At 35.3% G+C, this 26,231-nt stretch carries 26 protein-coding genes and 1 pseudogene; 18 read left to right on the plus strand and 9 right to left on the minus strand.

Translation table 11 applies throughout. The features are described from left to right. A pseudogene (locus A9G43_RS10765) lies at nt 1-301 on the minus strand (transposase); the annotation flags it as partial. A 116-nt stretch (nt 302-417) separates the two neighbouring features. Continuing rightward, nucleotides 418-627, minus strand: a complete 210-nt coding sequence (locus A9G43_RS08270) for a helix-turn-helix domain-containing protein (RefSeq protein ID WP_065608210.1) — start codon at nt 625-627, stop codon at nt 418-420. Between the two features lie 152 nt (nt 628-779). Between A9G43_RS08270 and A9G43_RS08275 the strand changes: the two genes are divergently transcribed. The 8 genes from A9G43_RS08275 (at nt 780) to A9G43_RS08310 (ending at nt 9,223) form a co-directional block, all read left to right on the plus strand. After that, nucleotides 780-1,469 (plus strand): LexA family transcriptional regulator, encoded by a 690-nt coding sequence (locus tag A9G43_RS08275; protein ID WP_065608211.1) that lies wholly within the window; start codon nt 780-782, stop codon nt 1,467-1,469. Between the two features lie 279 nt (nt 1,470-1,748). Next, a complete protein-coding gene (gene mnmA / locus A9G43_RS08280; protein ID WP_065608409.1) occupies nt 1,749-2,867 on the plus strand; it encodes a tRNA 2-thiouridine(34) synthase MnmA in 1,119 nt (372 codons plus the stop codon). A 1-nt stretch (nt 2,868) separates the two neighbouring features. Then, nucleotides 2,869-3,516, plus strand: coding sequence for a lysogenization protein HflD (locus A9G43_RS08285; protein ID WP_081298088.1), 648 nt, complete (start codon nt 2,869-2,871; stop codon nt 3,514-3,516). A 51-nt stretch (nt 3,517-3,567) separates the two neighbouring features. Further along, nucleotides 3,568-4,938 (plus strand): adenylosuccinate lyase, encoded by a 1,371-nt coding sequence (gene purB, locus A9G43_RS08290; RefSeq protein WP_065608213.1) that lies wholly within the window; start codon nt 3,568-3,570, stop codon nt 4,936-4,938. A 135-nt stretch (nt 4,939-5,073) separates the two neighbouring features. Then, on the plus strand, nt 5,074-5,994 hold the full coding sequence (hemC, locus tag A9G43_RS08295) for a hydroxymethylbilane synthase (protein ID WP_065608215.1): 921 nt from the start codon (nt 5,074-5,076) through the stop codon (nt 5,992-5,994). Next, nucleotides 5,991-6,734, plus strand: coding sequence for a uroporphyrinogen-III synthase (locus A9G43_RS08300; protein ID WP_065608216.1), 744 nt, complete (start codon nt 5,991-5,993; stop codon nt 6,732-6,734). The genes hemC and A9G43_RS08300 overlap by 4 nt, the downstream gene beginning before the upstream one ends. A gap of 100 nt (nt 6,735-6,834) precedes the next feature. Then, on the plus strand, nt 6,835-8,313 hold the full coding sequence (locus A9G43_RS08305; RefSeq protein WP_065608218.1) for a uroporphyrinogen-III C-methyltransferase: 1,479 nt from the start codon (nt 6,835-6,837) through the stop codon (nt 8,311-8,313). Nucleotides 8,314-8,323: 10 nt separating this feature from the next. Further along, nucleotides 8,324-9,223: a heme biosynthesis HemY N-terminal domain-containing protein gene (locus A9G43_RS08310; RefSeq protein ID WP_065608220.1), complete on the plus strand. Its 900-nt coding sequence runs from the start codon at nt 8,324-8,326 to the stop codon at nt 9,221-9,223. 125 nt (nt 9,224-9,348) lie between these two features. On the opposite strand, the gene A9G43_RS08315 is transcribed toward A9G43_RS08310, so the two are convergent. Both A9G43_RS08315 and A9G43_RS08320 read right to left on the minus strand, forming a co-directional pair. Beyond that, nucleotides 9,349-9,672 (minus strand): AzlD domain-containing protein, encoded by a 324-nt coding sequence (locus A9G43_RS08315; protein ID WP_065608222.1) that lies wholly within the window; start codon nt 9,670-9,672, stop codon nt 9,349-9,351. Next, nucleotides 9,659-10,363: an AzlC family ABC transporter permease gene (locus A9G43_RS08320; protein ID WP_065608224.1), complete on the minus strand. Its 705-nt coding sequence runs from the start codon at nt 10,361-10,363 to the stop codon at nt 9,659-9,661. The genes A9G43_RS08315 and A9G43_RS08320 overlap by 14 nt, the downstream gene beginning before the upstream one ends. 228 nt (nt 10,364-10,591) lie before the next feature. Between A9G43_RS08320 and gmk the strand changes: the two genes are divergently transcribed. Beyond that, a complete protein-coding gene (gene gmk / locus A9G43_RS08325; RefSeq protein WP_065608226.1) occupies nt 10,592-11,215 on the plus strand; it encodes a guanylate kinase in 624 nt (207 codons plus the stop codon). A gap of 58 nt (nt 11,216-11,273) precedes the next feature. Here the strand turns inward: gmk and gloA are convergent, their stop codons facing one another. Both gloA and A9G43_RS08335 read right to left on the minus strand, forming a co-directional pair. Then, nucleotides 11,274-11,681 carry a lactoylglutathione lyase gene (gloA, locus tag A9G43_RS08330; RefSeq protein ID WP_065608228.1) on the minus strand — a complete coding sequence of 136 codons (408 nt, stop codon included), beginning with the start codon at nt 11,679-11,681 and terminating at the stop codon, nt 11,274-11,276. Between the two features lie 209 nt (nt 11,682-11,890). Continuing rightward, entirely contained in the window at nt 11,891-12,388 is a 498-nt protein-coding gene (locus A9G43_RS08335; protein WP_218058648.1) for a glycine zipper 2TM domain-containing protein, read from the minus strand. 170 nt (nt 12,389-12,558) lie between these two features. On the opposite strand from A9G43_RS08335, the gene A9G43_RS08340 reads away from it, so the two are divergent. The 4 genes from A9G43_RS08340 to yccS all read left to right on the plus strand — a co-directional run bounded on the left by A9G43_RS08340 (nt 12,559) and on the right by yccS (nt 17,456). Beyond that, nucleotides 12,559-12,744 (plus strand): hypothetical protein, encoded by a 186-nt coding sequence (locus A9G43_RS08340; RefSeq protein WP_065608232.1) that lies wholly within the window; start codon nt 12,559-12,561, stop codon nt 12,742-12,744. 22 nt (nt 12,745-12,766) lie between these two features. Further along, nucleotides 12,767-13,270, plus strand: a complete 504-nt coding sequence (locus A9G43_RS08345) for a hypothetical protein (protein WP_065608234.1) — start codon at nt 12,767-12,769, stop codon at nt 13,268-13,270. Nucleotides 13,271-13,367: 97 nt separating this feature from the next. After that, the gene (gene pgm / locus A9G43_RS08350; RefSeq protein ID WP_065608236.1) at nt 13,368-15,005 is read left to right on the plus strand and encodes a phosphoglucomutase (alpha-D-glucose-1,6-bisphosphate-dependent); all 1,638 of its coding nucleotides are present in this window, start codon (nt 13,368-13,370) and stop codon (nt 15,003-15,005) included. A 309-nt stretch (nt 15,006-15,314) separates the two neighbouring features. Continuing rightward, nucleotides 15,315-17,456 carry a YccS family putative transporter gene (gene yccS, locus A9G43_RS08355; RefSeq protein WP_065608238.1) on the plus strand — a complete coding sequence of 714 codons (2,142 nt, stop codon included), beginning with the start codon at nt 15,315-15,317 and terminating at the stop codon, nt 17,454-17,456. 93 nt (nt 17,457-17,549) lie between these two features. Here yccS and nfo read toward each other — a convergent pair whose 3' ends face one another. Together nfo and yejK are read right to left on the minus strand one after the other, a co-directional pair. Further along, nucleotides 17,550-18,395, minus strand: a complete 846-nt coding sequence (nfo, locus tag A9G43_RS08360) for a deoxyribonuclease IV (RefSeq protein ID WP_065608239.1) — start codon at nt 18,393-18,395, stop codon at nt 17,550-17,552. A gap of 42 nt (nt 18,396-18,437) precedes the next feature. After that, nucleotides 18,438-19,442, minus strand: coding sequence for a nucleoid-associated protein YejK (gene yejK / locus A9G43_RS08365; protein WP_065608241.1), 1,005 nt, complete (start codon nt 19,440-19,442; stop codon nt 18,438-18,440). Nucleotides 19,443-19,840: 398 nt separating this feature from the next. Between yejK and A9G43_RS08370 the strand changes: the two genes are divergently transcribed. Then, nucleotides 19,841-21,220 carry an MATE family efflux transporter gene (locus A9G43_RS08370; RefSeq protein ID WP_065608242.1) on the plus strand — a complete coding sequence of 460 codons (1,380 nt, stop codon included), beginning with the start codon at nt 19,841-19,843 and terminating at the stop codon, nt 21,218-21,220. Nucleotides 21,221-21,338: 118 nt separating this feature from the next. Here A9G43_RS08370 and A9G43_RS08375 read toward each other — a convergent pair whose 3' ends face one another. Beyond that, nucleotides 21,339-22,205, minus strand: a complete 867-nt coding sequence (locus A9G43_RS08375; protein WP_065608244.1) for a YicC/YloC family endoribonuclease — start codon at nt 22,203-22,205, stop codon at nt 21,339-21,341. 161 nt (nt 22,206-22,366) lie between these two features. On the opposite strand from A9G43_RS08375, the gene rph reads away from it, so the two are divergent. The 4 genes from rph to A9G43_RS11045 all read left to right on the plus strand — a co-directional run bounded on the left by rph (nt 22,367) and on the right by A9G43_RS11045 (nt 26,177). Beyond that, nucleotides 22,367-23,083, plus strand: a complete 717-nt coding sequence (rph, locus tag A9G43_RS08380; protein ID WP_065608246.1) for a ribonuclease PH — start codon at nt 22,367-22,369, stop codon at nt 23,081-23,083. 13 nt (nt 23,084-23,096) lie between these two features. Beyond that, nucleotides 23,097-23,744 carry an orotate phosphoribosyltransferase gene (gene pyrE, locus A9G43_RS08385; protein WP_034911631.1) on the plus strand — a complete coding sequence of 216 codons (648 nt, stop codon included), beginning with the start codon at nt 23,097-23,099 and terminating at the stop codon, nt 23,742-23,744. A gap of 312 nt (nt 23,745-24,056) precedes the next feature. Continuing rightward, on the plus strand, nt 24,057-25,154 hold the full coding sequence (locus A9G43_RS08390) for a lactate oxidase (RefSeq protein ID WP_065608248.1): 1,098 nt from the start codon (nt 24,057-24,059) through the stop codon (nt 25,152-25,154). A gap of 861 nt (nt 25,155-26,015) precedes the next feature. After that, nucleotides 26,016-26,177 carry a hypothetical protein gene (locus A9G43_RS11045; RefSeq protein WP_176701714.1) on the plus strand — a complete coding sequence of 54 codons (162 nt, stop codon included), beginning with the start codon at nt 26,016-26,018 and terminating at the stop codon, nt 26,175-26,177. Nucleotides 26,178-26,231: the final 54 nt, after the last annotated feature.

Below are 26,231 nucleotides of genomic sequence, written 5' to 3' on the forward strand. Positions count from 1 at the left end.
TTTCGGTTAATCCCATTCCCAGAAACCAGCGGTAAGCTAAATTGACCTGAATTTCCTGAATCAGACGACGTTCACTGGGGATACCGAAAAGATACCCCAATAACATGATTTTAAACAGTCTGACCGAATCTTCTGCTGGACGACCATTATTAGGGCAATAAAGTGGTGCTACCGCTTCTCGAATAAATTCAAAATCAATGACTTTAGCTATTTTACGAACAAGATGATTTTAAGGGACAAGCGCATCTAGCGAGATTTGTTCTATTTTTTCTGGTGTCGCTGGAGTTGGTTTTTTTAGCATAGAAGAATTCCTATTATAATCGACTCCTCTCTATTAGATCAAAGAACTCGCCAAAAAGCGAGCTCTTTGTCATCAATCTGAGACGCTTATTAGCGTCTTTTTTATTTTAATTTTTCCTAGTAACGAGAAGGCCAAATTTGCTCAACAGGTACCTGTAAATAATCAGAAATAATTCGTTCATACTTAGGACAATGTCGATATAGTGCGTTTCTTAAAGTGTCAGCCTGCAAACCGCTGGCTCTAGACAATGCCCTTAAATTTCCACCTCTAATTTTAATTTCACCTACTACTCTTGACGGTGCCCAGTCTTGATCTTGCTCTCTCATTATGAGATCCTCTATTAGTTAAATTTTTGCTATTGTAAAGATTATCGGTATTACAATATTTTAAAAGATAAGAATTTATATAGCAGAGAATAACACATAAAAAAACGAATTAAAATGATAAAAACAAAAAAACACGTGGAATAGAACAGAAAATGACTGAAAGCATAACAAAAAAACAAGATGAAAAAGAAAAAACACGAACCCTAACTGATACAGGAGTAATTAATTTTAGGAATAGATTAAGCCTAGTGTTAGAAGGTGTTTCGGGTAATGCCTTTGCTAAAAAAGTTGGCATGTCAGAGGCAGTAATACGAGATTACTTATCAGGTAAAACTTACCCATCACTAAATAGGTTAGCCACCATAGCCCAAAAATGTAATGTCCCCATTGAATGGCTAGTAACAGGAAAAGGAGAATGTCGATTGTTGTCAGAAACAGAAGTTCGAGGCTCAGTACATATTCCATTTCACCATTTAAACGATACGGTGAAATCTTACTCAAAAATCGAATCAATCCCCTTTGATATTACCTTAATAAAGCATCAAGGTTGCAACCACGAAGACTTAGTTGCTGTATGGGCTAAAGGTGATAGTATGGAGCCCACTATATCAAATCATGATATTCTTATTATTAATAAAGCGCATTGCAAACCGATCGATGGCTATTTATATGCTGTTGAATATGAAGATCAAATCAGTATTAAGCGCATTCAAAATCAAGGAGCCAATTTAGCATTACTTTGTGATAATCCTAAGTATCCAACCATTATTGGTGATAAACATGAACCCCAAGAATTTAAAATTATTGGGCATGTAGTTTACCTTTTAAAAGATCTTAACTAAACTTTCATTTAATCTTTATATTATTACAGCTTTATCAGTATTGGCTAATAAAGCTGTTTTAATCCTGTGAGTTTGCATTTTTTTCCACGAATGTTGAAACAAAAAAAATGTCAAAAAGTTTCAGTTAAACATGCCTCTTAGTAGAAAATTAATGTAAAGCTATTTTAAAAAATAAATCATTCTAACAATCGTTATCAGCATAACTTTATGCTTTTTTCGCTAGTTATGTTAAAATTAGCACAAAATTTTTTATTAATTTTACCTATTAATATAATCACTATGGCAAATATAAACACTCGAAAAAAAGTCGTTGTCGGTATGTCTGGCGGCGTTGATTCTTCTGTCTCAGCTTATTTATTACAACAACAAGGATACGATGTTGTTGGGTTATTTATGAAAAATTGGGAAGAGGATGACACAGAAAATTATTGCTCAGCCGCCGTTGACTTAGCCGATGCACAAGCAGTTTGTGACAAATTAAATATAAAATTACATACTATTAATTTTGCTGCCGAATATTGGGACAACGTATTTGAACATTTTTTATCTGAATACAAAGCAGGCCGAACGCCAAACCCAGACATTTTATGTAATAAAGAAATTAAATTTAAGGCTTTTTTAGAATATGCGGCCGAAGATCTTGGCGCAGACTTTATTGCCACAGGACATTACGTACGTAAACGTCGAACAGGTGATAAAGTAGAATTATTACGGGGGATCGACAATAACAAAGATCAAAGCTACTTTCTTTACACCCTTAGCGAAGCACAAGTAAGCCAAAGCTTATTTCCGGTTGGTGAACTCGAAAAACCAGAAGTGCGAAAAATTGCACAACAGCTTGGTTTAGCAACCGCAGCTAAAAAAGACTCAACAGGCATCTGCTTTATTGGTGAACGTAAATTTAGTGACTTTTTAGCACGATATTTACCCGCTCAAGCAGGTAACATTCGTACCGTTGATGGTGAAATTATCGGCCAGCATCAAGGTTTAATGTATCACACATTAGGGCAACGTAAAGGGCTTGGGATTGGGGGCTTAAAACAAGCTGATGACGCACCATGGTATGTTGTTGACAAAGATCTTACCAATAACGAATTGATTGTGGCACAAGGCCATGAGCATCCAGCACTCCTTTCTGAAGGATTAATTGCTCAACAACTTCATTGGGTTGATCGTAAAGTGGTAACAAAACCATTTAGCTGTACTGTAAAAACACGTTATCGTCAACAAGATATATCCTGTCGGGTAATACCATTAGCCGATGACAAAATTAAAGTCATATTTGATAATCCTGTTGTAGCTGTTACACCAGGTCAATCTGCTGTCTTTTATAGAGATGAAGTATGTCTTGGTGGTGGTATTATAGAAGAACGAATTACAAGCAGTAAGGAAGACTAACGTGAATAATAAATACTACCATATTGCTATTGCACTTGCTGGCACAGCGCAAAGTGCAATACTGGTGTCGCAGCTTGCTAGCACAGGCATTTGTAATCTTAAGCTTTATGAACAAACAATAAAAAGCTTGTTTAAAACCTCTCCAAAAACGACGAGCGATGTTTATGATGGTATTGAAAATATTAAAATAGGATTACAAACAGTAATACAACTATTATCATCAGGACAAAAAGAACAAGCCCAAATTATTCGTTACCTTTTTGGTACAATTGGCATTACAAGCAAATTATTAAAAAATAATGATGAATTAGATAAAATTGACCAACGATTAAAACGCATTTCAGGACTTTATCTAGACATAAATGATGAAACTATTAGTACTAATATTGATGATCTGTCCTATTCATTAGCCGGAATTTATTCTGATATCATCAGCCCAATATCAACAAAAATAAAAGTTGTTGGGAAAATCGAATTTTTACAAAACACATTGGTACAAGCAAAAGTAAGAACAGCCCTTTTGGGATGTGTTCGATCGGCTATTTTATGGTACCAAGTTGGTGGAAATCGTTTTCAGTTTCTTTTTTGCCGTAAACGCATTTGCAAAGCAGCACAAGAACTATTAGACCAAATTAATCGCGCAAACTAATTTGCACTTTATAATTGATATTTCAAATATTGTAACAACGGAGTAAAATCGATGGTATTATCTGCACTCACTGCTCTTTCACCTATTGACGGGCGTTATAGTGAAAAAACGACAGAGTTACGCACCATTTTTAGCGAATATGGTTTATTAAAATACCGCGTTCAGGTCGAAATTAGTTGGCTACAAAAATTAGCTTCACAAGCAGATATTTTAGAGGTTCCAACATTAAGTCAATCAGCTATTAATCATCTTAATCAAATTGTAGACCAATTTAGTGAGCAAGATGCAAATCGTATTAAAGAAATCGAAAAAACCACTAATCACGATGTTAAAGCTGTAGAATATTTTCTAAAAGAAAAAGTAAGCACTCATGAAGAATTACACGCTATCAATGAGTTTATCCATTTTGCCTGCACATCAGAAGACATTAACAACTTATCTTATGCATTAATGCTAAAAACAGCTCGAGAAACTGTCTTAGTGCCATATTGGAATAAACTCATTGATAAAATCACCTCACAAGCTATCGCTTATCATGATTTACCACTACTATCAAGAACACATGGTCAACCTGCTACTCCATCAACCATAGGTAAAGAGTTTGCTAATGTAGCTTACCGCTTAAAACGCCAATTACAACAACTAAAATCGGTTGAAATACTAGGTAAGATTAATGGCGCAACGGGAAATTATAATGCACATATGGTTGTTTATCCGCAAGTAAATTGGCATAAATTTAGTGAAGATTTTGTTAGCTCGCTAGGACTAAAATGGAATCCTTATACCACCCAAATTGAACCACATGACTATATTGCCGAATTCTTTGATTGTGTAGCACGTTTTAATACTATTATGATAGACTTTGATCGAGATATTTGGGGATATATTTCACTAAATCACTTTAAACAAAAAACTGTTGCTGGCGAGATCGGATCTTCAACTATGCCACACAAAGTTAATCCTATCGACTTCGAAAATTCAGAAGGCAACTTAGGGATTGCCAATGCAATTATGAACCATTTAAGTAGCAAATTACCTATTTCCCGCTGGCAGCGTGATTTAACCGATTCTACAGTGTTGCGTAATCTAGGTGTAGGTATTGGTTATGCCATTATAGCTTATCAATCAACCCTAAAAGGATTAAACAAACTCGAAGTCAACCAAGAGCACTTACTTGAAGAACTTAATCGCAACTGGGAAGTATTAGCCGAGCCAATTCAAACAGTAATGCGCCGTTATGGTATCGAAAAACCTTACGAAAAATTAAAAGAATTAACTCGAGGCAAGCGAGTTGATGCAAAAGGCATGCAAGAATTTATTGACTCATTAGATCTACCCGAAAGTGAAAAAACACGGTTAAAACAGTTAACACCAGCAAACTATATAGGTTATGCCGTTAGTTTTGTTGACAATTTAGAATAAAACTTAAATTCAAATAGCCTGATACAGGTCACACTATATCAGGCAATATTGACTCTATGGTGATCACATTAATCACACCAACGTACAAGTTACGCATTAAATATAAATCACCTAAACCAAAAATAGGGAAATGAATTGAACATTCGCATTGCAACTCGTAAAAGCCCATTAGCGTTATGGCAAGCAAATTTTGTTAAACAACAAATTTTAGCTCATCACCCAAATTTGACAGTGGAATTGATTCCCATGGTAACTAAAGGTGATGTATTGCTTGACAGCCCTTTATCGAAAATTGGCGGTAAAGGTCTTTTTGTAAAACAACTAGAACAAGCAATTTTAAATAACGAAGCAGATATTGCTGTCCATTCAATAAAAGACATCCCTGCTGAGTTTCCTGAAGGATTAACATTAGCCACAATTTGCAAGCGAGATGACATACGCGATAGCTTCATTTCAAATAAATATTCAAATATAGATGAGCTACCCAATGGTGCGATAATTGGTACATCAAGTTTACGACGTCAATGTCAATTACGAGCAAAATATCCCCATTTACAAATTAAAGATCTTCGTGGCAATGTAGGCACTCGTTTAGGTAAACTGGATAATAAACAATACGATGCCATCATACTAGCCTCAGCGGGTTTAAAACGTTTAGCACTACAAGACAGAATCAAACAATATATTGATACTGACTTAATTTTACCTGCTGTCGGACAAGGTGCTATTGGTATTGAAACCAGAGCAGATGACAAAAAAATATTAGAGATTCTTTCAGTGCTTGATGACAAACATAGCCGAGTTTGTATTGAAGCAGAAAGAGCAATGAATAAAGCTTTACAAGGTGGATGCCAAGTACCCATTGCTTGTTATAGCCAATTAAATAACAATATTTTGTCATTACAAGGGCTTGTTGGACGCATTGACGGTTCTAAAATAATCAAAGTGGCATTAGAAGGCAGTATAACTGAAGCCGAAAAGTTAGGACAAGAATTAGCAAAACGCTTATTAGATCAAGGTGCGAAAGCAATATTAAAGGAATTAAATGGCGGATGATTTATGTAACTAGGCCCTCTCTGGAGGGTGAAATCCTTACCCAACTATTTGCTCAAGCAAACTTGCCTGTACAACATCTCCCTTTTTTTACTATCTCACAAGGCAATGACCTACTAAATTTACAAGAACAACTGAATAAACTTTTACCTAACGATATTGTGATCGTTGTTTCACCACAAGTTACACACGTTATTAAAGCATATATTGACAATCTAATATTACCAACTAATGTTCGGTATTACGCAATAGGAAAAAAGTCAGCACAATTATTTAACCAGCTCACCACAACTAAAGTCAATTATCCAGAACAAGAAGACAGTGAAGGATTATTGATAAAACTACAGCAAGAATCTGTACAAAATCATACTGTTTTAATTTTATGCGGTAATTCAGGTCGGCAATTATTAGCTCAAACACTAACAAATCGAAAAGCCAAAGTAAAATCAATAACGTGTTACTGCCGTGAGCCAATCATCTATCCGCCAAAGATATTATCTAGTAATATTGAAAATCAAATCATCATTATTACTAGTCTAGAACACTTAATCCAACTTGAATTATATAGTAATCTTGAACATAAAATGCATGCTAATCTTATAGTAATAAGCCAACGAATTTTTGCAAAAGCGAAACAACTTAATTGGCAAAAAGTTCAACTAGTGAATAGTGCGAATAATCAAAAACTTTTTAACGCTGTAATGATAAATTATGCTATAACCGATAATATAAATAATTTGTGATACTTGCTTATTTAGACAATAATTAAAATTTATTTAAAACAATGTTAACTCTATGTCATAATGCCAACATAAATTTTTAAAAATTTAAATGAGGTTACTTATGCCACCAAGATATTACGGTGCCAATGCAACACTTTCAACAATAAGCACAACTTCATTTAGTCAAACAACGATAGCAACGGTTCAAAATGAAGCGAATAACACTATGAAAGAAGATAAAAAAAATCAAGCAAGTGCCCAATCCAATCCTACTGTAGAAGCTAAAACTCAACCTAAAAATAGCAATAACGGTAATACCAATACTACAAGCAAATCACCTGTTTCAAAACTATCAATAATTGCTATAGTATTGACCGTTTGCTTAGGTGGTTTAGGTTTTTATTATGGTCAACAGGAAATTAAAAACCAAAAAAAAACCATCTCAATATTACAAACACAATTGGCCAATTTAAAACAAACAACCAAGCAGAGTATAACAAACGATTTACAAAATAGTATTACCGATGCGGTTAATAAACAAAACCAGCAATTCAATTCATTAGAACAGCGTATTGATCGTAAACTGAGCGATCAACAACAGCTACAACAGCAATTAACGACTCAAATTAATGACTCACAAAAACTGACTGAACAAAGCTTGCAAAATATCAATGAGCGCTTAGCGGCAATGTCAACAAGCGATCACAATATTTGGTTAATTTCGCAAGCAAATTACTTAGTACATTTAGCTGGTCGCAAAATTTGGAATGACCAAGATTACACATCTGCACGATTACTACTAAAAAGTGCCGACGAAAGCCTAGCCCAAGCTAATGACCCTAGCCTACTACCAGCAAGACAGGCAATTAGTAAGGATATTAATTCACTTGCTCAAGTGAGCTTTACAGATACCGATGGCATTATAATAAATTTAATTGGTTTATCTGAATCGCTTACTGAATTACCTTTAGTGGGTAATTATAAAGACATCGATCTTGGCATGACCCAATATGCCGAAGATGCTACAAATTCAGCAGATACCAATGATGCTCAAATAGAAGACGCTAACGCAACAAACAATCCACAAACAAATATTAGCAATACAACTAATGGCACTAATAGTAATGTATCATCATCGGTTAACAATTGGTCTGCTAATTTATTAAGTAGCGCCAAAGCTTTTATGGATAAATTTATCACCATTGAAAAACTTGATGATAAAGATACCAACTTTAAAGCTTGCTTAGAACAAGCGAGCAAAGACGAAAAACAAATTGTCAAATGCCAAATATTAAAAGCACCACTGAGTTTAGAACAGTCACTTTACTTGCGCGAAAACATCCGATTCCGATTATTGATTGCAGCGCAAGCTGTACCGAGACACCAAGAACTTATTTATCAACGTGCGTTAAACGATACCGCAATTTGGATTAATGCATATTTTGATGGTAATGCACCAAGTGTTAAAGCATTTATTAATGAACTTGAGAATTTACAAAATCAATCAATCAGCAATCAAAATGTGCCTGAAAACCTAACTAGTATTGGCGAACTTGAAAAACTAATGCAAACCCGCGTTCGCTCAATGTTGACAAAATAGGAGAATAATAATGATAAAAATACTAATTATTTTCTTAGTGCTAGTGGGTGGATTCTTTTTAGGACCATTATTACAAGGACACCAAGGTTCAGCAGTATTTGAATTTGCCAAATATCGAGTCAGCATGTCGTTTAATTCATTTATGATCCTTGAATTAATTGGTCTACTGTGCCTTTATTTAATCTATTGTTTATTAAATAAAATTTTCAATTCTAAAACAGCATTAGGCAATTGGCTACGCTTAAAGTCACCAAAAAAATCGATAAAACGTATTGAACAAGCGCAAATGTTATTGCTTGAAGGTGATTATAAGCAAGCTGCTAAACTATTTATAAAAAGTGCCAAAGGTGCAAAAAATACTACTTTATCGTATTTACTTGCGGCACAAGCTCAAATTGATAATGATGAATTACTCCCTGCTAATCAGTCGCTAGAACAAGCTGCTAAAAGTTGCCAACCTAACGAATTATTTGCCTTTCAGCTAGTACAAATTAGATTGCAACTAAAAAACCACGAATACACAACTGCACGCATCACATTAAACCAGCTACTAAACGAAAAGCCTCGCAATGCTGAAGTACTTAGATTAGCAGAGCAACTTCATTATGAAATGGATGATTATCAAGCGATTATTGACCTATTGCCTGCAATGTACAAAGCTAAAGTGTACAGCGAGTCACAACTAGATCAATTTAAACAAGCAGCCTATATTGGTCGAATTAAGCAATTATCGACTAATAGTGATGCACAAACACTAGTAAGATGGTGGAATGAACAACCAAGAGCCATTTTAAATAATATGGCTTATCAAAAAGCGATGGTCAATTATCTAACTCAACTAGGACAAGACAGCGAAGCTGAAAAGATATTAAAATCGATGAGTAAACTTGAACAAAAAGAAAGAACATAAAAAAGAATATAACAAGAAAAACAGGGTAATTGCCCTGTTTTTGTTTGAACTCACAATAATGATTATCAACCAATTAGCCAGCCATTAACAATAATGATTAAAATTCAGTTATTGATTGATACAAATCAAATCATAAAATAGCGAATTAACGCCATAAAGCACATACCAGTAACCACAACACACATCAGATTCTTAGTCAAAAAGGCAACAATTACGGTTGGAATTGTCGCTAAGCAATATTCCATATTAAAATTTGGAAAATGTCCCTCCTTTGCCACAAATAAATTTTGCACAAATAGCGCTGTTAAAATACATAAAGGTACATATGACAAGAATTGAGTCACAACATTAGGTAACTGAAATTTGCGAACTAATATAAATGGAATCACTCTTGGCAACCAAGTTACTAACCCGCAACCTAAAATAATTAATAAACTATAAGTTGTCATGCTTTTTCTCCATTGCTATACCCATAAAACAACCGCCAAACGTACTGATTAAAATAGCCATTTCAGGTGACACAAAACGCATTAAGAAAATTAACAAAACAGTAACGGTTAACATGGCTAAAAGCCGATTTTTAAGACTTTTGCTATTATCGCTAATCAATTGCAAATAGAGCAAACCAATAAACATGGCGACTAGAGCATAATCTAGACCAAATTGTGTAGGATCAGGCAACCACTCTCCGATTAAAGCACCAATAAAACAAGACAGAATCCAAGTAATATAAGCCGTTAAATTAAGGCCATGCATCCAAGCAGCATTAACTGGCACTTTATTTGTAATCGCATTTATTGCCACAGCAAAACTCTCGTCGGTCAATAAGCTACCGATACCAATATTATTTAACAACGAAATTTTTCGAAAAGTGGGTGCGGTTGCCATACTCATCAAAAAATGACGTGAATTAACTAAAAAAACGGTAAAAATAATAGCCGAAATAGGTGTAGCTACTATCATTAATCCAGCAATAATAAACTGCGCAGCGCCTGCATAAACAATAATAGCCAGTAATGTAATTTCGAGTACCGATAAATTTGCCGATTTACCCACAACACCAGCAGCAATACCAATACCGATATACCCCAATAGTGTTGGGATACAAGCATAAACTCCATCTTTAAATGATAATGGCATAGATATTCCTTAATAATAACAATATGCTATAGATTAATATTGCCTATATTGCAAATACATATTAAAACTGACTATTTAAATCTATTTTGACTAAAAACCAAACACCAATTTAAATAACTTAATTTGCAATAAGCCACAATATATTGCCGAATTTTGCTATAATATCGCTTAACTAATATTGATGACAATCAAAATAACTTAATAACAATTAACGTGACAAATATATCTATGTATACGGGAACTCTATTTATCATTTCTGCACCAAGTGGTGCAGGCAAATCAAGCCTGATCCAAGCTTATCTAGCTCAAAAAAACCAACATCAAGCTAAAGTATCAATTTCGCATACTACGCGCGATCCCCGCCCAGGAGAAGAATATGGTGAACATTATTACTTTGTGGATCACAAACACTTTGAATCCTTAATTGATCAGCAAGCATTTGTCGAATATGCCAACGTATTTGACCACTATTACGGCACATCTAAAGCCGAAATAGAACAAAGCCTATCGCAAGGAATTAATGTTTTTCTAGATATTGATTGGCAAGGCGCAAGACAAGTACGCGAAAAAATGCCAAAAGCAAAAAGCATATTTATACTACCACCTTCGCTCAAAGAGCTTGAAAACCGCCTAGTTAAACGTGGGCAAGACGACAACCATGTGATTGCCAAAAGAATGCAAAAAGCCCGAGCTGAAATTTCGCATTATAACGAATATGATTATGTTATTATTAACGATGATTTTGACATCTCATTAAACGCCTTAAGTGCTATTATTACCACTGCCAGCCTTGAGCAATCAAAACAAGCTATTACCAATAAGCAATTATTAGTAGATTTGCTAGAGGAATAGTTCGAAATAAGATACAAAAAATATCGCCTAAAAACGGCGATATTTTTTATGGAATAAATTAATTACCTAACGCTTTATCAGCCTGATCGTTTTGAATCAACTCTAATTTATAGCCATCAGGATCTTCAACAAAAGCAATAATGGTTGAGCCACCTTTTACAGGCCCTGCTTCACGCGTTACCTTGCCTCCAGCTTGTTTGACGTCATTACACATTTTAGCAACATCATCAACACCAATAGCGATATGACCAAACGCCGAACCATGATCGTATTTATCAGTACCCCAATTATAAGTTAACTCAATAACTGAGCTGGTTGTTTCATCACCATAACCAACAAATGCTAGTGAATATTTATATTCAGTGTTTTCACTAGTTCTTAACACTCGCATTCCCATTACACGAGTATAAAAATCGATTGAACGCTGTAAATCGCCAACTCGAATCATAGTATGTAATATACGCATTACTTTGTTGTTCCTTATACGATTAATAATTTGTTTGAGCTTATATGTTAGCATTCAGACAGGCAAACTTCTGTGAAAGATTCATTGATTAGATAAAAAACAATAATTAATTTAATCAAGTTATTTGCTAAAATAATCCGCTCACCATTGAGATGAGCGAAAATTAATAATAAATAGTAACAACAATACACCCAAACTAAAATTAAGTATTATTTTCTAACAGCGTTACTATAACGTGGTGATGCATTAATCTGCTTACCATTAGTGACTAAACGAACAGGTTGACCAACATAGAAATCATTAACCGAACCTTTTTGTACAAGAACAATATTAGAGCCATTTTCTTGCTTAATTTCTAGCTCAACAGCACTGGCCTGACTAGTTTTATCTTGAATAGCATCGCCTAAAATCGCGCCACCAATTGCACCAGTTGCAACGGCTAACACACGACCTGTACCGTTACCAATAGTATTCCCTAAAACCCCACCTATAACAGCACCGCCTAAGCTACCTGCTACATTCTCGCTTTTACCATTTGACGCATTAGCTTGAATTTTAACAGAGCGTACTGAAACAACGGTACCATAACTTACTTGCTGAACTTGTTTTGCTTGATCTGCTGTATAGACATTGCCAGAATAAAGATCACTATTGCTACATCCTGATAGAATGGTAGCTAACACAGTTAATGTGACGATTTTTTTCATAATTTATTCCCCATATAATATATCGCATAAGCTTTTTATACACTATTTAGAATAGTATCATTTAAAAAAAACGACAACACCATTTTCATTATTTTATTAATAGTTGATACAATTTATGCTTAAGTTGAGTTATACTCAGCACAAAAATTTATCAAGCATCCAATAAATATATGAAACGGTTATTTTTTCAATTAATATTACCAGTTATGATAACAGCCTGTCATGATGCAAATCAAGCACCTAAAACAATCGATAATACTGTCTTTGAACAGTCATCGAATGATTGTTTTGATAACAAACCAGCTCATGATTCGCATTTAGGCAAAACTCCTGTTTTAGGATGTCCCGTGAAATAATTTAATAGGCACATGTAACATAATGAAAACTATCGAAATCGACGAAGAATTATACCAATTTCTTGCTGGTCAAACTAAACATATTGGTGAAGATGCATCGAGTATATTACGACGTTTATTGAATATAAGCCAGTCTACGTTGATAAAAAAACAGACTATTACACAAAAAGAGAATCATTATCCTCTTTTTAATGACTTATTAACTAGCGACGCTTTTACCAACGAAAAATCCATTATTAGTCGCTTTATATTACTGCTTAGTGCGCTATATAACTATAATCCAGCACTATTTGCCATTGCCGCAACATCCTTACATGGGAGCAAACGAAAATATTTAGCCAAAGATAAACAATTACTAGAAACATCAGGCAAAAACACTAAACCCCGCGAAATCATTGGCACACCTTATTGGGTTATCAGCAACACTAATACCGCTAGAAAATTATACATTATAGAATCAATAATGAGTGACATGGGCATATCCGAAACCATGATAAACCAAGTTACCAATGCTTTTTTACCTTAATGGGTTAAATAATAATAAAGTTAAAAACGTGATATTAACTTAACTGGCTCACGTTTTTAGTGATATAAAATATTACGTTATGAAAGAGGAGTAAAAAATGGCCAAGCAAACCCGCGCAGGAATGTTAGCTCAATCATCGGATCTTATCAACGTTGAAACACTACGCAATAATTATTACCAAATCCAACCTGATACGGATAATGCTAGCCAATTAGTCATTTTTGGTACATCAGGTCATCGCGGAAACTCAAACAAAGGCACATTTAATGAAGCACATATATTAGCCGTTGCTCAAGCGATTGCCGAATACCGTAAAGCTAATAACATTGCAGGCCCTTGCTTTATTGGTCAAGACACACATGCTTTATCAGAACTTGCCTTAAAATCAGTGCTTGAAGTTTTTGTCGCCAATGAGCAAACTGTGGTTATGGCTCGTGATTGGGGCTATACGCCAACGCCAGTCATTTCGCATGCCATTTTAACTTACAATCAAAATAAACAATCACAGCTATCAGACGGCATTGTTATCACTCCATCGCATAATCCACCAGAAGATGGAGGAATAAAATACAACTCAACCAATGGAGGACCTGCGGATACTGACATCACCAAACAAATTGAAAACCGCGCAAATGAATTACTAAAAAACAAACTCAATGGTGTAAAACGTGTCACCTTAGACAAGGCTCTAAATTCAAATTACATCCACACCAAAGAATACGAAACCGACTATATCAACGATCTTGAAAACATTTTAGATCTCTCCCTTATCAAATCATCATCGCTCAAAATCGGTGTTGACCCATTGGGTGGTGCTGGTATTACCTATTGGTCACGCATTGCCGAAAAGTATGGCATCAACCTTAATATTGTTAATAACAAAGTCGATCCAACTTTCAGCTTTATGCATCTAGATCATGACGAAGTTATTCGTATGGACTGCTCAAGCCGTTGGGCTATGGCTGGGTTATTAAAATTAAAAGACCAATTTGATTTAGCCTTTGGTAATGATACCGACTTTGATCGTCATGGCATTGTGACACCAAAAGGGCTAATGAACCCAAATGCCTACCTTTCAACCTGTGTTAATTACTTGTTCCAAAACCGTCCACAATGGCACAAAGATATTGCTATTGGTAAAACATTAGTCACAAGCTCAATGATCGACCGAGTTGCAAATAGCTTAAACAAACAGTACTTAGAATACCCAGTTGGTTTTAAATGGTATGCCGATGGGCTTTACAATGGTAAACTTGGATTTGCAGGCGAAGAAAGCGCAGGCGCATCGTTTTTAAGAACGAACGGTAAAGTATGGTCTACCGACAAAGATGGTATTATTTTATGTCTGCTTGCTGCCGAAATGACGGCTAAACTAGACAAAAATCCACAAGAACAGTACCAAGAACTTGAAGATAAATTTGGTATTTCTTATTATGGACGAATCCAAGCGCCAGCCTCGTTTAGTGAAAAACAAAAACTAGCCAAACTTGATGCCAGCCAACTAACCACCGACAACTTAGCAGGTGAAAAAATCACTCAATGTTTAACCACTGCACCAGCTAACAATGCTGCAATTGGTGGGCTTAAAGTAATAACCAAAAACGGCTGGTTTGCTGCTCGCCCATCAGGAACAGAAGATGCTTACAAAATTTATGCAGAAAGCTTTATAAGCAACGAACATTTAAATACACTCCAACAAGAAGCCCAAGAAATTGTGGCAAAAGCGATTAAATAAACAAGTAAAAGACCACAAAAACGGCGACCCCATGGTTGCTGTTTTTATACAAAACTTCTCCCTTCACCTCGCCAAGTATCCTTATTTACGTGCTAACTTCACTTAAATATTAGTACATTCTGACACCATAAAAAAGCAAACATATTAACCTTACAGTGTTATCGAAGCTTATTTTCCCATAAAAATTCTTTATATATTACATTGATTTTATTCTTAAAAAATAAACAACATTCTCAATCTCTTCCCCAAATTCATACAATATAGTATTCTAATAACCATCATTTGAACTCACACAAAATCCAATACACCGTGAACGCATTTATTTTGTCTTTACGTAAAGTCTTTTACAGCAGTAATCTTCTTTTTAGTCTTCGGATGTTAATTAGTTTAACTGGTTCGACTTTGGTTCCGTGGTATTTTGGGTATACTTCGCTAGTTATTCCCCTTACGCTTGGTGTAGTGGCAGCAGGTTTAACCGAGATCGATACACGTCTATTAAGCCGTTATATTAATTTAATTCTTACATTGATCTGTTTTGCTATTGCCACTTTTTCAGTTGAGTTGTTATTTGATTATCCTGCATCTTTTATTATTGGTTTGGTTTCTTCAACGTTTATTTTTACCATGCTTGGTTCGCTTGGGCAACGTTACGGTGTAATTGCATTTGGATCACTTTTGATGGCTGCCTATACCATGCTTGGGCATAATTTATTTACCGATAATTACACCTTGCCCTATTTTTTGCTGTTAGGTGCACTTTGGTATAATGTTGTTTCGTTAATTGAATCGATCATTCAACCCATTCGCACAACCCAACAATCGCTTTCGCAGTGTTTTATTGATTTAGCACAGTATCTTGATGCTAAGGCAGCGATGTTTGATCCAGATGAGTCTGACGGTTTTAAAAAACAAACTTTACAATTAAACAATAATAATAATCAACTCATTAATGCTTTTAATAATACAAAACGTTCACTATTTAATCGTTTAAAAAGCTATCGTGGGCAAGCTTATATTAGAAAGTTACTAAGCTATTATTTTGTCGCGCAAGATATTCATGAGCGAGCAAGTTCAGCGCATGGGCATTATCAAGCGCTTAGTGTGCATTTTAAACATAGTGATATTTTATTTAGATTTGCTCGTATTTTAAATTTGCAAGCGAAAGCTTGTGCGCAATTGGCAATGACAATTAAGTTAAATCAAACTTATCAGCATGATCCGCTGTTTTCGCGTTATTTTTCGTATCTTGAAGAAGCTATTAATCAATATAATGCTAGTCATAAAAGCGATATGCTGATGATTAAAGCGCTTAAGAGTTTACATCAAAATTTGCTTTCTATCGATCTGTTACTTGCTAATATTGATACCGAGCAACATTTGCCAAAAGCAGAAGAAGATAATCAGTTAATCGATGAAGAACTAACCAGTTTTTATACTATTTTTGCCAAGATTAGAAACAATTTAACCATAAAATCAGCACTATTTCGTCATGCAATTCGCATGTGTGTGGTATTTTTTGTTGGTTATATGGTGATTCATTTTTCTGATTTGCAACATGGATATTGGATTATTTTAACCAGTTTGTTTGTGTGCCAACCTAACTATTCAACTACAAAATATCGATTAAAATTACGCGTAATAGGTACCATTCTAGGGATTATTGTGGGTGTTCCGTTAACGTTTTTATTTCCAAGTGTTCCTGAGCAGTTGGTGTTGATTATTATCACCGGTTGGCTGTTTTTTCTATTTAAGAATTCACAATATGCTTATGCTACTGCGTTTATTACGTTATTGGTGTTTTTTAGTTTCAGTCTAATTGGCGAAAGTAGTATTGAAGTTGCGGTCGCGCGCATTATTGCGACGTTAATTGGTTGTTTTATTGCATGGTCTGCAGTGAGCTTTATTTGGCCTGACTGGAAGTTTAGAAATCTACCTAAATTAGTGGATCGTGTTTGCCATGACGATAGTCATTACTTAGCTTTAATAGGTCGTCAATATTTAACAGGCAAATCTAATGATGTAATGTATCGTTTAGCAAGGCATGCGGCGCATGATAGTAATGCGGATTTATCGTCATTAATTAGTTTAATGACTAAAGAGCCGCATATGAATCCAGTTGTTATCGATCAGGGATTTCGGTTGTTAACGCTTAATCATACGTTGATTAGTTATCTTTCGACTTTAGGTGCACACCGAGATAAACCTATTTCTAAACAGATGTTTGAATTATTTGATGATTTGTCGGTCTACATTATTAATCTTTTAAACGTTAAAAAGATCGACGGTGAATACCAAGCTATTAAAAAATCCGTTACCGATTATATCGAAACAATTTCGGCTGTTTCAATTGATGATGATAAAACGAATAATGATCTGTTAGTTATACAACAATTGGCTTTGATTTTGGATATTTTGCCGGAAATAATTGAACTTGCAGCGCAATTGGAATAATGAAACATGTTTAAACATTTATGCAATGTTTAACCTAGTTTGTGGGTAAACATTACCCACTTTGTTTATAGCCAAATAAAAAATATAATAATTTTATGCAGTTACCTGTTCATTTAACCAGTTTATTTCTTGCGTCCAGATATCGGGATCAATGGTTTCTAAGATAAGAGGAATTTCGTCCATTCTTGGGTCTTGCATGATATATTTAAATGCTACTTCACCAATATTGCCTTTGCCTAAACTGTGATGGCGATCGACATGGCTAGCAAATTCGCTTTTAGCATCGTTTAAGTGCATGCCTCGTAAGTATTGAAAACCGACTATTTTTTCGAACTCAGCAAAAGTTTCTTGGCAAGCTTGTTCGGTACGTAAATCGTAACCAGCGGCAAAAGCGTGGCAAGTGTCAATGCAAACTCCAACTCGGCTTTTGTCTTCGACTTGGTCAATGATTTGCGCAAGATGTTCAAATTTATAGCCTAAGTTAGAGCCTTGTCCTGCCGTATTTTCGATAACAGCAACCACATTTTGTGTTTTGTCGAGCGTAATGTTAATCGATTCGGCAATGCGTGCTAGGCATTCATCAACCGATATTTGTTTTAGATCGCTTCCGGGGTGAAAATTGAGTAATGTTAATCCTAATTGTTCACAACGTTGCATTTCGTCTAAAAAAGCAGTGCGTGATTTTTCAAGCTGTTCACTATCGGGGTGTCCTAAATTAATAAGGTAACTATCGTGTGGCAAAATTTGTTTGCTGGTAAAACCATATTTTTCGCAGCGTTTTTTAAAGCTGTCGATGGTGGCTGTTTCAATCGGTTTGGCGTACCATTGTCGTTGATTTTTGGTAAATAACGCAAATGCGGTTGCGCCAATTTGATAGGCATTTATCGGGGCGTTATCTACCCCACCTGCTGCACTTACATGTGCACCAATGTATTTCATTTTTTGTCCTAATAACGTTGTTAGTTTATGATTAGCGGATAATTAGTTCGAGCCGCTATTGCGTTGTAGCTGATCACGCAAATTAGGCGGAACACCTTTAATAACCAGTGAGTCAGTCTGTGGATCCCATTTTATACGTTCACCTAACAAATTTGAATCGAAACTTAAGGTTAATCCCCCACCGCTGCCCGAGAATTTTTTAAGTTGGCGCAATGCACTACGATCAACGGGGAATGAGTCTTCTAAATCGTATTCACTATTTTTGACAAATTCAATAAAGTTGTTATCGTCACTTATTGGTAGTTCGTTGGCTAGATTTTTTAGTTCAATTTCTTCACCAGCTTGTAATTGTGCTTGGCAGTAATTGTAGACGCTTTCACGTGCGTTGGTTTTGTCTTGTTTGTCAAATTGCATTTCTTGGCAGTAATCATCTACCGCTTTAACCAGTGTTTTGTTTTGTACTTTCGCATCTAATCCTTCATTAGCACCTAGGTAGTCCATAAAAAAGTCAGATACTTTTCGCCCTACTCGTCCTTTTAAAAAGGTTAAATATCGTTTTGAGTCGGCTTGGGTTTCCCATTCGGTCATGTCTATACGGGCAATAATATCGGCATGGTCAATGTCTAGATATTGCGTTTCGCTAATATCTAGGTCTTCATTAACTAACATACTTAAACAACTATTTAACACCGCAATAATTAAGTATTCAACCGCCAAATAACGATATTGGCAAAACACCACCGTTCCTCCTTCTGCAAAAGGATATTTGGCAAGTTCGTTGCGTAGTTGTTTGGTTGATTCTTGGCTGAAATGTAAGAAATCTTGATTGCCTAGTCGTAGTTCTTTTAGTGATTGTTCAAATAAGCTTTCGCTATTAAATAATCCATAGGCTTTGCTTTTGTTATTATAGATGCGGTTGATATCTTCAATTAGATTAACAACCGCTTGCTCATTGTCGAGCATTGAGTCACGAAGTTGTAGTTCAATTTCGGTGTCGCTTTTTCTAATTAATTTATGCAGTATGATCTTTTCTATTTGTACGCTCATTGGTGAGGTTCCTATTGGATCGCTATAATCATTAAGGACATTATTTTATCAAAGCGCTGAAAAAGTGCTATTAACAATTTGCCAGTCTGTTAAACTAGCACTGTTAAATTGCATAATATTTATACTTAAACGTATAGTTATCGGAAACTTTTTGACAAGTTTTAACTACACGTAAGTGCAGTCGCAATAGCAAGGTTTAGATAATCGCTATCAGTTATAATCATTAAAATTAAGAAATAAGTAAAATTCAAAAACTGAATTTATTATTTTGCTAATATACCTAACAAGCAATTTGGGGGTATCATTATCAATGTAAAATAATGATTATGTTTTTTATACTGAAACGTATAGTTACCTGAAACTTCTTTACAATATTTATCAACGGAAAATTAAAAGCAATGGCTCACTCTATTGATGTTTATAATGATTTTAAAAATAAAAAAATCAGTGCACTATTTTGGCAATATGCGCTGCCAGCAGTGATTGGAACGATTGTTAATACACTTTATAATATTATTGATGGCATTTTTATTGGCCATTGGATCGGACGCGAGGCGTTAAGTGCTGCTGGTCTTATTTTACCTGTGATGAATTTAGCAGCAGCAATTGGTATGTTAGTTGGAATCGGTTCGGCCAGTCGGATTTCAATTTTTTTAGGTCGTGGAGAAAACGACAAGGCCGAAAAAGTCGCTGGTACGTCGTTTATGCTAACTGCAGTACTGAGTGGTTTTACGCTGTCAATGCTGCTTATTTTTATTGATCCCGTGTTACGTTTTGTCGGTTCTAGCCCTGTTAACCATGTTTATGCTAGAGAGTTTTTAGAGATTTTTCTACCCGGTAGTATCTTTTTGACCCTCACTTTTAACTACAACAATATGATGCGTGCAAGTGGTTACCCTTTTAAGGCAATGGTCACTATGTTTGTTAGTGTGATTGCTAATATTATTTTAGCGCCAATTTTTATTATTGGTTTAGGCTGGGGGATGCGTGGAGCTGCAATGGCAACAACGTTGTCGATGATGATTAGCTTTGTGTTTGTTATGCAACATTTTTTAAATAAGAATAGTAATATTAAGCTTTATCGTCGTAATTTTAAGTTGGACTTTTCAATTGCAAAATCGGTTATATCAATCGGTTTATCGCCTTTTTCAATGCAAATGGCGGCATCAATCGTTGTAGTGTTTATTAACTGGCAACTTAATCGTTATGCTCCACTTGCTAATGTGTCGGGCGATGATTCAATTGCTGCTTTTTCTAATGCTAACCGGCTTATTACTTTAGTGATTATGATTGTCATTGGTATCAACCAAGGTATGCAACCTATTATTGGTTATAATTATGGTGCTAAAAATTATGATCGCGTTAAAAAGACTTTCTTTTATGCTGTTAAAGTGGCTACAGTGGTGACTTCGCTCGGTTTTGTGTTAGGATTTTTTATTCCAGATATGTTGGTGCGAGCTTTTAGTTCCGAGGAAGATTTAGTGCAACTTTCGGCTATTGCATTACGATTTACTACACTCTCGTTTATTTTTGTTGGCTTTCAAATGGTTACCACTAGCTTTTTCCAATGTATTGGTATGGCAAAAATTTCGATTTTTCTGAGCCTTTCAAGGCAAATTTTGATTTTGTTACCAGCACTTTATATTTTACCATTATTTTGGGGTTTTGATGGTGTTTGGGCTGCAGCCCCAACAGCCGATCTATTATCAACAGGTACAGCTTGCCTTGTGCTTTATTGGTATTTTAAATCACTCAAAGCAAGAAATTATTGTAATTAACACAGCTTTTAAACTGATCAATTAAATAAAAAGATAATGATAATTCCAATATAAATGCAAAGAAAATTACATTTATATTGGAAGAATGTACTAATAAGCAAGTGTTAACATAATAAAATTACTCAATATTTTGTACTTGCTCACGAATTTGTTCTATAAGGACTTTTAATTCAATCGCACTGGCGGTCACATCAGCATTAATTGATTTAGAGGCAATAGTGTTAGTTTCTCGATTAAACTCTTGCATCATAAAATCTAATCTACGACCTATCGCTTCGTTTTTCTTTAAGATCGAATAAGTTTCTTTAACATGTGTCATTAGACGATCAAGCTCTTCTGCAACATCAATTCGCTGGGCAACCATCACTATTTCTTGCTCTAGGCGAGAATGATCCAGTTCAATATTAGCTTCAGCCAATTTACTTTTTAAACGTTCTTTTTGCCATTCAAGTATTTGCGGCATCCAATTACGAATCTTATCCACTTCTACGGTAATGGCTTCTAAACGTTTAGCTATTAAATCACTAAGCGCTTTACCTTCACGTTCTCGAACAGCTTTAAACTCGTCGATAGCTGTATCAAGTAACGCTAGGATTTCTTGTGATATGCTGTCAAGATTTTGTTCTTTTGCCGACAATACGCCTGGCCAACGAAGTACATCAATCGGGTTAACTTGTCCTGATTGATGCTCTGTTTGAACCCAACTAGCGGCATTTAAAATTTGCTTAGCAAGATCTTTATTTAACGAAAGTTCTTGATTTTGCGCTGCAGGATCTAATTCAAAGCGTAAATTACATTCGACTTTACCACGAGTTAGACGATTACGGAGTCGTTCACGTATCATCGGTTCAAGTGAACGAAACTGTTCTGGTAGACGGATATAGGTTTCTAAATAACGTTGATTAACTGATCGGAGTTCCCATGAAGCGGTTCCCCAAGATTGATTTAACTCCTTTCTGGCATAGGCGGTCATACTGGAAATCATAATTGCTTCCTAAATTTGTAAAAAACTTGCTGGGCATTGTACCACATATTCTGTATAATATGCTCTTAGCTTAGGCTAAACATCAACCTTATCTTGTTGATGTCCCCCTAAATAATTAGCTCAAAAAAGATATTTTTTAATTGTAACATCTGGAGAATTGCATGCGCCCGTCAGGTCGATCTGCGGAACAAGTCCGCCCTATCAAAATAACCCGTCATTATACTAAGCATGCAGAAGGTTCTGTATTAGTTGAGTTTGGTGAAACTAAAGTACTTTGTAATGCCACTATTGATGAAGGTGTGCCACGTTTTTTAAAGGGTCAAAACCAAGGTTGGGTAACTGCTGAGTATGGAATGCTACCTCGTGCAACCCATTCACGAACTCAACGCGAAGCGGCTAAAGGTAAACAAACCGGTCGCACTATGGAGATTCAACGCCTTATTGCTCGTTCACTACGTGCAATGATCGACCTTAATTTATTAGGTGAATATACTATCACGTTAGATTGTGATGTTATTCAAGCAGATGGTGGCACTCGAACTGCGTCAATTACTGGTGCTTGTGTGGCACTAAATGATGCAATCAACAAAATGGTTGCAGATGGTAAAATTAAGCAAAATCCAATTAAATCATTAGTTGCTGCTGTTTCTGTCGGTATTGTCGATGGCCAAGCAGTGTGTGACTTAGAATACATAGAAGATTCAAACGCTGAAACCGATATGAATGTTGTTATGACTGACGATGGTCGTATGATTGAAGTGCAAGGCACTGCTGAAGGCGAACCTTTTAGTCATGACAAATTATTAAAACTGTTAGAGCTAGCAAAAAATGGCATCAAAACTATTATTGATGCACAAAAACAGGCCTTAAAAGATTAATTGGAGAGGATCGATGAAATCATATAAAAGTGAATTTATTGAATTTGCATTAAATAGGCAAGCATTAAAGTTTGGTGAATTCACCTTGAAATCGGGACGCAAAAGTCCCTATTTCTTTAATGCAGGACTATTTAATACAGGTAAAGATCTGGCTTTATTAGGTCGTTTTTATGCAGCCGCACTAATGGATGCTAATTTAGAATACGATGTCATTTTTGGTCCAGCTTATAAAGGTATCCCTATTGTTTCATCAACCGTTGTTGCACTATCTGAACATCATAATGTTGACATTCCTTACTGTTTTAACCGTAAAGAAGCAAAAGATCATGGTGAAGGCGGTAATTTAGTAGGTAGTTCGATCTATCAACAACGCGTTATGTTGGTCGATGATGTTATTACTGCCGGAACTGCTATTCGTGAATCGATGAAAATATTAGCAGATAACCAATCTAAACTTGCTGGCGTACTGATTTGTCTAGATCGCCAAGAAAAAGGTCGTGGTGAACTGTCAGCAATTCAAGAAATTAAACAAACTTATCATTGCAATGTAATTTCAATTATTACGCTTGATGATTTAATCCAGTACCTCTATAAAGATCCAGCTAGAAAAGATCAAGTAACGCAAGTTGAAACTTATCGGTCTGAATTTGGGATAAAATAAGCTATTAATATTTGAATATAAAATAGCAATATATAATTATTGGAAAACCTCGAATAATATCGAGGTTTATTTTTTTGTTTAGCAACAAATAAGCTTTTTATTGAGTCTCTTCACAGCAGGCTAAAAAAATCCAAATAACTGCATTACTATTTTCTTTATATCTCAGGCTGTGATCTGCACTTAAAAAAGTTTCTACAAAGATGAATATAAAAAGTGCTATTTTGTCAAAAATGATTTTTATTTAATTTTAAATAAAAAATAGCTGTGATATAACCTTACTGTTGTATTAACTTTCATAATTAGGAGCGAATCATGTCATACCATACAAGTAATGAAGAACACGCTATAGAGATCGTTAATATTGCTTCATTAGAAGCATTAGTTAAAGCAAGAATGCAAGCGGGTGCTTTCGGTTATATCCGCGGTGGTGCGGAAGACGAATGGACAATGCGAGAAAATACCTTATCGTTTAATCGAAAAAAAATTATTCCTCGAGTATTACAAGGTATTGATCGCGCAGATTTATCAACAAAATTGTGGGATATCTCATTAAAAACACCCATTATTCAAGCACCGTCAGCAGCCCAAGGATTGGCTCATGAACAAGGCGAAAAGGACACCGCTAAAGGCGTCGCTGCTGCGGGATCTATTTTCTGTATTAGTACTTATGCCAATACCTCTATTGAAGATGCCGCAAATGCCGCGCCCAATGTACCGTATTTTTTTCAACTCTATATGAGTAAAAATGATGATTTTAACCGTTTTATTATCGATAAAGCCGTTAAAGCAGGCGCAAAAGCAATCATTCTAACAGTTGATTCAACCTTAGGCGGTTATCGCGAAGAGGATATCGTTAATAAATTTCAATTTCCACTCCCTATGAAAAATCTCAGTGCTTACAGTCAATCAAACGGCAATGGCGATGGTTCAGGTAAAGGCATTAGCGAAATTTATGCCGCAGCAAAACAAGGTATCGTTCCTTCTGATATTCAAAAAATTAAAGCCATAGCAAATTTACCTGTTATTGTAAAAGGAATTCAATCACCTGAAGATGCATCAATTGCAATATCTGCCGGAGCTGATGCGATTTGGATATCAAATCATGGTGGGCGACAATTAGATGGCGCTCCCGCTTCATTTGAGGTATTGCCTAATATTGCAGCTACTGTTGCCAAACGTGTTCCAATCATTTTTGACAGCGGTGTACGGCGTGGTGAGCATGTATTTAAAGCATTGGCAAGTGGCGCTGATCTTGTTGCTATTGGACGCCCTATTCTTTATGGCCTGAATTTAGGTGGCGCTGAAGGAGTAAAATCAGTCTTTGATCATCTAAACAAAGAGCTGTCTATCACCATGCAATTAGCTGGCACAAAAACAATTGAAGATATTAAAAATACTCTATTAATTTAATGATAAAAGTCACTCACGTCGGTTACAGTAGTTAAAAAAACGACTGTAATGAATATTCATAAAACAAAATTATCGCCGTATCATCAACAAGTGCTATGGCGATAATACCCTAGAAAAAATAACCGCCATTGATTTGGCTAAACGTATTATGGTCAGTCATCCAACCATTGATAACACTCAAAAATCTAATTAAGCATTAACTAACATGATGCCCATTGCATATACAACACAAAAACAAGCAGCATAATTTTTTACTAAGTTGTATGCTCATTATAAAGTAGTTACACAACTGTCATGTTTTAGGCTATATTTTTGTAAAAAATATTCAGGATTCTATACCGTTTCGTGATGAATTAAAATTTAGAGTATCTTATTTGTTAAAACGTATGATAACCATTGTATTAATTAAAATTGACAAAATTTCCTATCCTCAAGCAAATAGAAAAAGCTCCAAAGCGATAGATATTTTACGAAAATTTGGCAGAAACAATAAATAATCAGTGGTTCAAAAGATTAAAAACGATTTATTCACTTTTATCATACAGTAAAACCGCATAAAGTGATTTTTAGCAAAACGCCTTATCGTTATTAGGAGATTATTTTAATCATAAGGTGTAAACAATGTAAATAATGCTTACAACTAAACCACGATATTAAATTAAATATTGCAAACCACAGAAAGAACGTGTAATTTTTGCACTCAATTTGGTTAAAACTATTGATAATTGAAATAAACTGGATCGGCTACACTAAATCATACAACTTTTTTAAGGGGTAAGGTTTAATAGAGTCACAAGGCAAGTGTATATTCAACGCCCTAAATATTGTGGTGGCACAGTGGTATTTAAGTGGGAACATATTATGCCCACTAACTTTGGCGAAACCGGCTCAGACATGGGGAGCACCAATATGGTTAACCTAATGACCTTTCATGGTTTTGAGGGGCATGTAAAACCCATGATTCATGTTGCTAAAATGCACCAACGGCATGGGTATATTTACTGCTTATTCCTGTATTTTTAATTTTATTACCGTTTTACACTATCGGCTACTTTATTTCAGAATGCCTGTACTGGC

Source organism: Gilliamella sp. Occ3-1 (assembly GCF_001690655.1).
Taxonomy (GTDB): domain Bacteria; phylum Pseudomonadota; class Gammaproteobacteria; order Enterobacterales; family Orbaceae; genus Gilliamella; species Gilliamella apicola_P.